Origin of the sequence: Bacillus sp. FSL R5-0286, from assembly GCF_038593245.1 — a bacterium.
Taxonomy (GTDB): domain Bacteria; phylum Bacillota; class Bacilli; order Bacillales; family Bacillaceae; genus Bacillus; species Bacillus altitudinis.
Genome location: NZ_CP151977.1, coordinates 2,380,923 through 2,392,020, shown reverse-complemented (window position 1 = coordinate 2,392,020; position 11,098 = coordinate 2,380,923). Strand labels below are relative to the sequence as shown.

The 11,098-nt window shown below is 38.9% G+C and carries 17 protein-coding genes and 1 pseudogene; 17 read left to right on the top strand and 1 reads right to left on the bottom strand.

All coding sequences use genetic code 11. From position 1 onward, the window contains the following. The first annotated feature begins 3 nt into the window (after window positions 1-3). From NST24_RS12345 to NST24_RS12265, 17 genes and pseudogenes are all read left to right on the top strand, one after another. Entirely contained in the window at window positions 4-495 is a 492-nt protein-coding gene (locus NST24_RS12345) for a DUF2716 domain-containing protein (RefSeq protein WP_342461833.1), read from the top strand. Window positions 496-676: 181 nt separating this feature from the next. After that, window positions 677-853: pseudogene (locus tag NST24_RS12340) on the top strand (DNA-binding protein); the annotation flags it as partial. Between the two features lie 61 nt (window positions 854-914). Beyond that, window positions 915-1,187 carry a hypothetical protein gene (locus NST24_RS12335; protein WP_342461832.1) on the top strand — a complete coding sequence of 91 codons (273 nt, stop codon included), beginning with the start codon at window positions 915-917 and terminating at the stop codon, window positions 1,185-1,187. 44 nt (window positions 1,188-1,231) lie between these two features. Then, window positions 1,232-1,438: a hypothetical protein gene (locus NST24_RS12330; RefSeq protein ID WP_342461831.1), complete on the top strand. Its 207-nt coding sequence runs from the start codon at window positions 1,232-1,234 to the stop codon at window positions 1,436-1,438. 208 nt (window positions 1,439-1,646) lie between these two features. Then, entirely contained in the window at window positions 1,647-2,030 is a 384-nt protein-coding gene (locus NST24_RS12325; protein WP_342461830.1) for a DUF2750 domain-containing protein, read from the top strand. Between the two features lie 24 nt (window positions 2,031-2,054). Then, the gene (locus NST24_RS12320) at window positions 2,055-2,669 is read left to right on the top strand and encodes a hypothetical protein (protein WP_047946475.1); all 615 of its coding nucleotides are present in this window, start codon (window positions 2,055-2,057) and stop codon (window positions 2,667-2,669) included. Window positions 2,670-2,740: 71 nt separating this feature from the next. Further along, window positions 2,741-3,358: a hypothetical protein gene (locus tag NST24_RS12315; RefSeq protein WP_342461829.1), complete on the top strand. Its 618-nt coding sequence runs from the start codon at window positions 2,741-2,743 to the stop codon at window positions 3,356-3,358. 1 nt (window position 3,359) lies between these two features. Further along, entirely contained in the window at window positions 3,360-3,758 is a 399-nt protein-coding gene (locus NST24_RS12310; protein ID WP_163116333.1) for a hypothetical protein, read from the top strand. Window positions 3,759-3,816: 58 nt separating this feature from the next. Then, window positions 3,817-4,161: a YxiJ family protein gene (locus NST24_RS12305; RefSeq protein WP_342461828.1), complete on the top strand. Its 345-nt coding sequence runs from the start codon at window positions 3,817-3,819 to the stop codon at window positions 4,159-4,161. Window positions 4,162-4,182: 21 nt separating this feature from the next. After that, window positions 4,183-4,560, top strand: coding sequence for a hypothetical protein (locus tag NST24_RS12300; protein ID WP_342461827.1), 378 nt, complete (start codon window positions 4,183-4,185; stop codon window positions 4,558-4,560). A gap of 53 nt (window positions 4,561-4,613) precedes the next feature. Next, complete coding sequence (locus tag NST24_RS12295; protein WP_342461826.1) at window positions 4,614-5,483, top strand: alpha/beta hydrolase; 870 nt, start codon at window positions 4,614-4,616, stop codon at window positions 5,481-5,483. 71 nt (window positions 5,484-5,554) lie between these two features. Further along, complete coding sequence (locus NST24_RS12290; RefSeq protein ID WP_029708013.1) at window positions 5,555-5,911, top strand: winged helix-turn-helix transcriptional regulator; 357 nt, start codon at window positions 5,555-5,557, stop codon at window positions 5,909-5,911. A gap of 398 nt (window positions 5,912-6,309) precedes the next feature. Next, complete coding sequence (gene hxlA / locus NST24_RS12285; RefSeq protein ID WP_045034095.1) at window positions 6,310-6,942, top strand: 3-hexulose-6-phosphate synthase; 633 nt, start codon at window positions 6,310-6,312, stop codon at window positions 6,940-6,942. Continuing rightward, complete coding sequence (gene hxlB, locus NST24_RS12280; protein ID WP_045034094.1) at window positions 6,939-7,496, top strand: 6-phospho-3-hexuloisomerase; 558 nt, start codon at window positions 6,939-6,941, stop codon at window positions 7,494-7,496. Before hxlA ends, hxlB begins: the two co-directional genes overlap by 4 nt. 148 nt (window positions 7,497-7,644) lie before the next feature. Beyond that, window positions 7,645-8,370: a DsbA family oxidoreductase gene (locus NST24_RS12275; RefSeq protein ID WP_342461825.1), complete on the top strand. Its 726-nt coding sequence runs from the start codon at window positions 7,645-7,647 to the stop codon at window positions 8,368-8,370. A 94-nt stretch (window positions 8,371-8,464) separates the two neighbouring features. Next, complete coding sequence (locus tag NST24_RS12270) at window positions 8,465-8,920, top strand: MarR family transcriptional regulator (protein ID WP_202394234.1); 456 nt, start codon at window positions 8,465-8,467, stop codon at window positions 8,918-8,920. A 10-nt stretch (window positions 8,921-8,930) separates the two neighbouring features. Further along, window positions 8,931-9,947, top strand: coding sequence for a serine hydrolase (locus NST24_RS12265; protein WP_342462634.1), 1,017 nt, complete (start codon window positions 8,931-8,933; stop codon window positions 9,945-9,947). A gap of 5 nt (window positions 9,948-9,952) precedes the next feature. On the opposite strand, the gene NST24_RS12260 is transcribed toward NST24_RS12265, so the two are convergent. Next, on the bottom strand, window positions 9,953-11,065 hold the full coding sequence (locus NST24_RS12260) for a GntR family transcriptional regulator (RefSeq protein ID WP_039167175.1): 1,113 nt from the start codon (window positions 11,063-11,065) through the stop codon (window positions 9,953-9,955). Between the last annotated feature and the right edge of the window lie 33 nt (window positions 11,066-11,098).

Here is an 11,098-nt window from a genome sequence, read left to right as displayed (position 1 = left end):
GAAATGAACTGGGATATCTTAACCGATAAAAAAAATGAAGAGTTATGGAATATTGTTCATAAAAAAATTAAATGGAATCCTGGTAGTAAATTAGTAAAAATAAAACCTCCAAAACCATACAAAAGGTTTTATATTAAAATGAGTGATAGAAATACAAAGTATAATTTAAATGAACTAGAGGAATTCGAATGTGATATTTTAACTTTTTTTAAAAAATGCACTGATTTTAATGAACGAATATACGCTTTGGAATGGCAACACTCCGGTTATTCTTTTTCACCACATTTGCCGATTGAATTAGATGATTTCGGAGACTGGCTTATTCCGCCTTATCCTGATGGAGATTATCGTTTTTTCTTTAAAGCGGATTTGGAATGGGGGGTACTGGGGGATCCAGTTCAACATCAAATTATTATTTATGGTGAAAGTTTGTTGTTAGAAATTGAAAAAAGCAAACCCAAAATTTTAAAAGATCGTAAAAATAGTTTTTTTTAGATTGTTAAAACAGAATTATTTTAAATGCAAAAATACTATGTGAAATATAAATTTTCAATTTGAAGAAATTTAAATGATTTGATAGTGGTATTGGAAATGTGCTTTGTAGTATGTACTATAAGGCACATTTTGTTTTTCGGTTAAATAAACAACAAGTTGATGAACATCTATAAGTTTAAGAAGAGAAAAAGTATCTGATTGGGCTGAAACTTACGTTTCTGCAGACGATCCAGAAATAGACGATAATCAAGTTTAGGATATGCTGATTCTTTTGAGTGGAATTGATTTGAAAGATTCACTTAATTCTTACTTGCATTGTGTAGATGATTTGAATGATTGGTTAGAAAAGTACCAATAGCTCCTATATATCAGCTTACTATATTCTTTTAAGTCTCCATCTATTAAAAGGAGTGAATGTTATGCCTGAAACAGTCATCGCAATTCCAGGATTTTGGTCACATGATTTAAAAGAACTCGACGAATTGAATGATTATATATTCGTGAATGATCGAATCATGCATAAACGAACTGGAACTTATTACGATCTTGAAGTAGTTGATCATATTGATCAATTAAGCGAGACTTTCCCTCCAAATGAACAATTCAATTCAGAAGAACTTAAACAAATAGATACACATCAAACATGCTTGTATATCATTGGAATAACTGAATCCTTAGAAGAAAAGAACTAAACGCTCTTGTACAATTGACTACATCTTTACTAAAGATTGATGGCATGGCGATAAAAATTGAATCATCAGGCCGTTCTTTTATGAAGAAGACATGGCAAAGTTTAATAGAAGACTTCAATCCTTATCAATATATGACTTCTATTGTTCAAGAGAGTGATGTTGTGTATGTCAACAGTGGATTTCAACAATTTGGAGAGCCTGAAATGATGTTTGAAGGGTTTCATGCTGAAGAGACAGAGCGGTACTTTTAAACTGATAAACAAATCTATTCAAGAAAAAAGAGAAGCTTTAAAAGAAAAGGTTATCTATGATGAAGGTCAGCAGATAAAGTTAGATCTTATTGAATGCGATTTTTATCCCGAAGATGATTTGTTTTACAATCCGTATGGAGTCGCCGTCTTCAATTAGTAATGTCTAAATCAAGTCGTTACAGTAGATCAATAGATAAGGAGTGACGCAATGTCCATACATCCGAAAGAGTTAGAAACCACCATCCAATTACCTGCGAAAAAGCGTTATGCCTATTTCATCAAAAAGATCGTTGATTTTGAAGAGGTTTGGTCATTAAGAAGCGAGAAGGGATGGGTGGTGTCAGAGGATGAATATGGTGTACCGCAGCTTCATTTTTGGCCGACAGAGGATCATGCCGCTTATTGTGCGATCGATCAATGGGAAAAAACAGTGCCCGAAATGATTGATATAGATGATTTTATAGAAGAGTGGCTGCCGGGAATGATAGCAGATGGAATCAATCCGTCCATTTTCTATAATCGAAATGATTCGGTTTCAATTGAAATTCAAACATTAAAAGAAGATATAGAGGAAGAATTAAAAAACTACTAGTTCGACAAGAGTGGAGGTAGTTGTTTGAAACGGCTTGAAGACTTATTTATTCGTTCAGAAAAAGAATTCAAATTCTATCAGAATTTAGTAGACCATGTGTTTGAAACAAGTAAAGAGCTGCCACAACAAGTCTTTCGTAAGACATTTGATTGTTTTTTGTTTCAAGAGTTTGATTGGGCATTGAGTGATGATATTTTACCAACCATAAAAGAGTTATCAACTGTTACACAAGATAGAGAATTTTTGACTGCAGTCCTTCAACCAGATCCAACCGCATATTATTTGAAGGAATTTGGTTATTATCATTGGCTGAAAGCGAGTGTGAACATTTCAGGTGAGGATTATGTAAATGCACTATGGATGCACCCAAAAGGTTCCATAGCGGATAATATAATCACGAATTCGAATATAGTTGTCTGGTTATCTCATTCTTTGCAGTGGGCGATTTGGGCAGATAGAGATATGGAAATTTGTATCATAGGGATGGTATCAACAAAAGATTCTGCAAAAAATATGTTATTAGAAGAAGGATGGAAGCCACTGGATCACCCTGTTTTAGCAAAATGGCTACAACTATTATTAAAGGATCAAAAAACATTCGATGACTATTTCACTCAAATGCTTTCTAGTTATGCATAATGTTCCAAGCGGTGGAATTGAGAATCAATGACTGATAATAGCCTTACCCGAAGATATGAAAGGAGCATAAAGTGAAACATTTGTTTATATCCGATCCAAAAGAATTTGAACATGTTCTATCGTTTGTTCATTCGCTCATTCACAGTACGAAGACATTCCCTGATCAAGTGTTGAAAACGAAAACCCCTCATTATTTATTCGAAGAATTCCATTGGTTGTTATCAGATGATGGCTGGGAAATGTTAAAAGGTTTAGCTTTGAATCATCATGATGACTATATACTCATGGCTGTATTAGATGAGCAGAAGAGCATGGATGATTATTATCATGATTTTGGTTATTATCCTTGGGTGAAAGTACCGTTAAACCTCACACCAAGTGATTACCTCGATCTCTTAACGGATTATCCGATAGAGAGTGTAAATGATAGCATAATGGGTATTGCTTCACGTGTGATATGGGTTTCCCCTTCTGCGAAATGGATCATTTATGGCGAAAGAGGTTATGAGATAGGAGTACTAGCGATTCTTCAATTAGAACAAATGAATAAACAATTGTTAAAAACGTGGAGAATTTTAGATGAGATTGTATTAGGCTGGATTTCAGTTGTATTTCCGAATCAAAAACTTCCTGATGATTTTAAAAAAGAACTGATTCGAAATTATACTAATTTTGGGGGGAGTGAATGAGATGTTTAGCAGTATTGAGAAATGGATCGATTATTTAGATGGTGTCTGTGAGGTACTGGCATTCTCATTTGATTTTTTTCGTAAAGAACTAGTCATAAACATTAGTATAAGTGAAATAAATGATGCTCGGTATCATGAATTGCGATTTATGAATGTGGCGAGTCTTTATTATAATGGGGGTGAAGGTAATGATAGATTTGAAGAATTGATACAAGAAGAGATGAATTGGCAAATTTTTGAATGCAGTTACCATCCTAATGGGATAGGGAACCTTAAAAATGTACTTCTTGAAGAATTTGATTCAAATGCAAATTTTCTATTTAACATCAATGGGATGTTACTCGCAATAGAATCGAAAAACGTATGTTTCGATTCACAAGAATTTATTTGCAGTGTATAGGAAGATCTCATTAGCGTCTAAATAAGAATTAAAAACAATGAGAGATTGGAGAAAATCCATGAGATTCAGCCGTGATAAACAAGGTTTATTCGATGATGTAAAACAACGTTATCAATACTTATTAGATTCTGCTTATCCAGATGATATCATCTCTTTTGAAGAAGAAACTGGGGTATCCTCAGATGATTTTTATATGTTTTTTTCACTTGTTGCGGGGAGCTCGAGTCTTGTGATCGATCATAAACGAATACCGAAAAAACAGTTAAACGTGCTGCGTCAGTCATTTGAAGAGCAATATCCTCAAATCAAAACATATCAACATATCCTTGATTGTTATCCTTTATTGCATTCCTATGTTCAATACCATGAAGAAACAAGAAAACGAATCATTGCACTTATTTAATAACCTTCTGGAGGACAAACGATGACATGGTTTTTAGATGAAAAAATCCAGAAACAAATCCCTGATTTCAATATCAAGCATCTAAAGCAAATCAATGAATTTCACTACTTTAAAGAGTATAATGAACATTACGACTTGATCAACTGTATTGTAATGCACATCCCATATGATTCCCCGAATCTGCAAGCAGACATTCATCTGAAATTTACCAATGTCTCTTCTGTTCAAATCAAAGATTTGGAGTTAACAAACGATTCCTCTCTTTTTTTGAACATTCAACTTTTGGATAGAGGCTGGGAATATTTGAATTACTTTGTCGAAGATTATGAAGAACAGTATTTTTCTTTTTACTGTCAAACGGTTCAAGTCATACAAGTCGTATCAAATGAATCGGGCTAGTCTCTCTACATATATGCGAATCATGCTTCCCCATCCCAACATAGAAAGGTGCAATGACATTGAATCGAATCATGAAATGGCTCTTATTTGCGGCGGTCATCGCTGGCTTATTGGTGTGCGCATTCTTTGTGTTCCGTTTCAACCAGCCTAAGCCGACGACGAACATCCATTACGCAGACACACAAAACAAACAGCAAACACTCGATATGTATATGCCAAAGGGAAAAGATGAAGACAAAAAGAAGAAGCATCCAGTTATGATTTATCTCCATGGCGGCGGCTGGACAGGCGGCGATAAGAATAGAGTCGCTTCAAAGGCTGATTATTTTACGGGTCAAGGTTATGTGTTTGTTTCAATGAATTACAGGCTTCACCCTGATGCCACCTATGAGCAGATGGCGGATGATACGGCGAATGCTATTAAGTGGGTCAAGGATCATGCAGATGAATATCAAATCGATTCGTCAAAAATCAATGTCATGGGACACTCAGCGGGCGGTCATTTGACGGCATTGGTTGCTACAGATTCGACTTACTTAAAACGTGTGGGGCTGTCGCCAAAAACGATCAATTCTATCGTGATTTTAGATGGACCGTTAAACATCAATCAATTTATACAAGCCATTCCATCGTATAAAAAAGTGTTTGGCAAACAGGAGAAAAACTGGACAAAGGCATCACCGGTCACTTATATGAATCAAACGAATGTACCGCCTGTTTATTTGGTCACAGGCTGGGAAAATCCTGAGGTGTACCGATTTGCAGAAAAACTGAATCATGAGAAAGGCTCACGGTTTGTGTTTCGGGTTCATTCGCTGAGCCACAGTGATTTAAATAAATGGTTTGGATCTGACAGAGCGCCAAAAGAAGCGCAAGAGATGACAAAGGCTGTGATGGCTTTCGTCAAAAAACAAAATCAATAACAAAGACTGTATGCTAGGGCAATCCATTTTGCCGCAGTATATGATAAAGTGGTTTGAGATTAAAGGAGTGTATGTTGTTGTCATCACGTATGGAAAATAAAGTGTTCAATTGCGAAAAAGAGCTGACGCTGAATATTATCGGCGGGAAGTGGAAAATGTTGATCTTATGGCACCTTGGCAGAGAAGGGACAAAACGGTTTGGTGAGTTAAAGTCGTTAATGCCTGGGATTACGCAAAGAATGCTTGTCAATCAGCTAAGAGAATTAGAGGAAGATCACATTGTGCACCGGGAGGTTTATCCTGTCGTTCCGCCAAAGGTTGAGTATTCTCTCACAGAACTCGGAGAAAGCTTAATGCCAATTTTAGAGGCGATGTATGATTGGGGCAAACAATATCTCGACAGCAATTTTTTAAAGGACGATAAATAGAAATACCTACAAATAGATACTGAACGAAAGACAGTATCTCAGATTGTTGACAAAGGGCTAAAATGAATTGATTTTAGCCCTTTGTCTTCCTTTCAGCGTGATAGAAAACCTTTGCAGCCCTAGGAAGGACGAGTACTGGCGCGGAGCGAATGTCACATTCGTGAGCACCAGCACGCAGGACTGATACCGAATGCGAGGGTTTGTCTACACGCTGAGATACTGGTCGAAAGACAGTATCTTTTTTGTGCCCATATGCGAAAAAGTATAGTATGTAAAAAAAAAGTGCGTACTAGGATTGCGCCATTCCTGTTGTTATACTCGTTTCATGCAAGAAAGATTCAAGATGCATCATCCGCGGAGCTCTTGAAGATGACATGATGAAACAGGAGTGAATGTAGATGAAATTACAATTAGCGTTAGATTTAGTGAATATACCAGAAGCGATCGAGCTGATCAAAGAAGTAGAAGCGTCTATTGATGTGGTGGAAATTGGGACACCTGTTGTGATCAACGAAGGGCTTCGTGCTGTAAAAGAAGTTAAACAGGCATTTCCGAATTTACGTGTGCTGGCGGATCTCAAAATTATGGATGCTGCCGGTTATGAAGTGCAGCAGGCATCTGAAGCTGGAGCGGATATCGTCACCATTCTTGCGGCAGCGGAAGATATGTCTATCCAAGGAGCGGTGAAAGAAGCAAAAGCAAGAGGGAAACAAATTTTAGTCGATATGATTGGGATCAAAGATATCGCCGGCCGCGCGAAAGAGCTTGATGAGCTTGGGGTAGATTATATTTGTGTGCACACAGGCTATGACCTGCAAGCGGTTGGTCAAAACTCATTTGATGACCTCATGACCATTAAACAAGTGGTCAAACAGGCGAAAACAGCGATTGCAGGCGGTATTAAACTTGATACGTTACCTGAAGTCGTCAAATTAAACCCTGATTTGATTATTGTCGGCGGCGGCATTGCGAGCCAAGACAATAAAGCAGAAGTGGCTGCGCAAATGAAGCAGTTGATTGCACAATCATGAAAACAAGTGACTATGTGAGAGCGATTCTAAGCGAGCTTTCTGAGCACTCGCCCGCGATTCAAGACGAACAAGCAGAGCAGCTTGTCAAAAGCATTTTAGCGGCTCGAAAGGTCTTCGTCGCAGGGGCTGGCAGGTCTGGTTTGATGGGGAAATCGTTTGCGATGAGACTCACGCATATTGGTGTCGAAGCTTATGTGATCGGTGAAACGAATACGCCTGCTTTTACATCTGAGGATTTATTGATTGTCGGGAGCGGTTCTGGCCGAACAGAGACGCTGCTTGTGCTCGCGAAAAAGGCAAGGGCGATTGGCGGAAGCGTGGCGTCGTTCACACTTTCAGCTGAGTCACCCATAGCTGATCTATCGGATGAAGTCATCTTACTGTCAGGTGCGCCAAAGGATCAACATGAAGGAAACCATCATACGATTCAGCCGATGGGCTCATTATTTGAGCAAACTTTGCTTCTTATGTACGATGCGGTCATCTTGAGATTGATGGAAATGAAGAAGCTCGACACTCATAAAATGTACGGTCACCATGCGAATTTAGAATAGCCGTGATGAAAACCTTTCCTTTTTTGAAGGAAAGGTTTTTTTAATACATGGTACTTAAAAAGAAGGATCACTTGACATAAACGATAAGATGTAACTATAATAGTTACATCTCGAAAGAAAAAACGTAAGCAACGGAAGGAAGATGAAGATGAAAGTACAAATTTGGTCAGATATCGCCTGTCCTTTTTGTTATATAGGAAAAAAACAGTTGGAAACAGCGCTTGAGCAATTCCCTCATAAAGAACAGGTAGAAGTAGAGTTTAAAAGCTTTGAGCTTGATCCGAATGCACCTGTTGCAGTGGATTATGATGTGCATGATATGCTTGTCAAAAAATATGGCATGAGCCGTAGCCGGGCCATCGCAATGAATGAACAGGTGAAACAGGCGGGCAAGGAGAAAGGAATCGATTTTCAATTCGATCCACTCGTTTTGACAAACACCTTTGATGCCCACCAGCTTGCACAATATGCTGGAAAAATGGGAAAAGGCGATCTCGTCATGGGTGAGCTGTTTCAAGCGTATTTTACAGATGGAAAGCATGTTGGTGATCGTCAAACCCTTTTAGATATCGCAGAAAAAGCAGGTCTTGATCAGAACGAAGTACAGAAGGTTCTAGACGGGCAAGAATTTGCAGAAGATGTGCGAGAAGACGAAAAAGAAGCAAGACAGCTCGGGATTTCTGCTGTGCCTTTTTTCTTGATCAATGACAAATATTCGGTTGCTGGTGCACAGCCAGCAGATACGTTCCTTCGTGCCCTTGAAACGGCTTGGACAGAAGAGGCAGTGCAAACGGAGAAAGCGGCTGATGCTTCATTTGAAGAAGCATGTGCAGATGGCGTATGTGCAGTACCTTCACCTAAAGAAGAAGTATAATCGGCATTTTCCCTATCTTTGATAAAAGATAGGGATTTTTGTTGATTAATAATTAATATACCTTTATACTTAAGTTATCTTAATTATAAAGGTGATGACAGTGACATCCAAAACAACGATGATCCAAGAATTAAACCAAATCGAAGCGCGCATCCATCAAAAGCTCCGATTAGAGTTTGAAGAGTTATTTGTAGATGAGTTAACTGATAAACAGCATATTGTCCTTGATTTCGTAGAGCGAAAAGGGGGAAGCTCACCTATTCAAATTGCTCAGCAACTAGGCATCACCCAAAGTGCTGTGAGCCAGTTGTTAAACACACTTGAAAAAAAAGAATGGGTTCGCCGCAGCATCAACCCGCAAAATCGTCGGGAATTGCACGTTGAACTTTCTGAAAAGGCAAAGACGTACTTGGAGAATATGAGAAAGATAGAACTTGCGATCATTGAAAAATACTATTCAAAATTAAGCCTCGAAGAGATCAACACATTGACATCCATTTATACAAAGCTTGATCAATTGATTGTAGATCAAAATGAAGGGGAAGGATGATGATCCATTGATGATGCTCAAACAAGAAGTACAGCGAATTGCCTCTTCTTATACGGAAAAAAAGAAACAGGCACTGCTCGTGATCGGCCTGATTCATCAAGGAGAAAGACACGTTTTTCATTTCGGAGATCACCCCATACAGCAGCGCGTGCAGCCTGAGGAGGTCATTTTTGAAATCGGCTCTATTTCAAAAGTCTTTACGACAAGTATATTGGCAAGCATGATTCAAAAAGGGCAGATGAAGCTAGACGATTCCATTTCACTGTATTGTCCCGAAATAAGAAAGAATCACCCCATCCAATTGGAACAGCTGGCAACCCATACGTCTGGACTTCCTTCACATCGTTTTCTCAGAGATTTACAACTAAGGTTCCTTCCAAAAGTGAGAAGAGATATGTACTGTCAATACTCCCTTGATGAATTAATGAAACTGTTACACTCGAAAAAATGGAATGAGCGAAAGGAATACCCATCTCGTTACTCCAATGTAGGGATGGGGCTCCTCGGGTTGATCATGGGATGGTCTCTTCACAAAACATATGAAGAGTTGCTGACTGAATATATCGTGAATGAGCTGAAACTATCGAACACCTTGATTACGATCAAGGAGGACGTCCAAGAGAAGATGATCCTCGGTCATCAAGAGAATGGAAAAGAGGTTCCTCCGCTTCAGATGCATGACTATCAAGGGGCTGGTGCGATTCGTTCGACGATCACGGATTTGCTTTCATTTCTCTCTGCACATATGAGTGCAGACGTCGCTTCTCCATGGAAAATGACCCACGAGCCAAAGGTGAAGATAGGGAAAAACATGTCAATGGGACTCGGGTGGGTCATAGATGATACGGGATTGATTTGCCATAATGGTGCAACTTCTGGTTTCTCCAGCTTCATGGGTTTCCGCCCGCATTCAAAAACAGGAGTGGTGGTCTTGTCTAACTATCACAATCGTATCACGCAAGATTCTCCCGACCGAATTGCTTATGACGTGATGAATATGCTAGAACAAGAGCCTAAAGCCAAATGAGCCTCCTATGAAGAGGGCTCATTTTTTCTTGCGTTCAGCGCTTTAATCGTTTCACCAGGAACGAGTTCAGGCTCATAAAATGTTTGATCAGGAAGATTCTTTTTCCCTTGTACTTTTTTAATCATCCAGTCTGCCGCATCTCGTCCCATTTGCTCTTGAGGGTGTGTCAGCGTTGTCAGTTTCACATGGGCATTTTTTTGGGCAATATACGAGTTATCCTGTCCGATAATGGAAAGATCATCTGGAATAGATAAACCCATTTCACTACATACGTTTGCTACTTCTAACCCGACTTCATCGTTATAGCAAACAAGGGCGGTCAGCTCATGCTGGTGTGCTTGTAAAAAGGTTTTGATATGATCCCCCAAATACTGCTTCGATTCTGTATCGAAAAAAAGGACATGCTCTGGCAGGAAATTGAGCTTCGCTTCACCGAGTGCCTGAATATAGCCTTTCATTCGATATTTTCCTTGTAAATCATCTGTTTTTGAAATCAGTCCAATGTGCTGATGTCCAGAGGTGATCAGCTCCTTTGTCGCTAAATAGCTGGACTTTACATCATCCAAACAAAGGAAGGGAACCTCTAACTGCTCATAGTAGGCATTGATCATTATAAGCGGGACATCCTGCTCTTTAAAGGATAGGTAGTACGAAATGTTTGGATTATATAAATTGCTTTTTGTCGGTTCGACAATTAATCCGTCCACACCAAAGGACAGCATCATTTCAAGCGCTTTTTTCTCCTGCTCCACATCGTTATTTGTACTCGCCAGTAACAAAGAATAGTTCTCTTCATTTAATCGGCTTTCGATGCCCCGAATGATCGATGGGAAAATGTAATCGGATATGTATGTGGTGATGACGCCAATCGTTTTCATATGAGCATGTCCAGCAGGTTTTGTTTGATATTGATTGGTGACAAATGTGCCCGAGCCTTTTTCGCTTCGTAAAAAACCTTCACTCGATAATTCTAAGATGGCTTTTCGCACCGTATGCCGGCTTACTTGATACATCTCTTGTAAGCTTGATTCGGTTGGAATACGCTCCCCGATCCGGTAATCCCCTGTCAGTATTTTGCTTTTTATATCATCCATAATGATCTGGTACTTCTTTTTCATCGTTTCACTTCTTTCACAGTTGATCCTCTACTC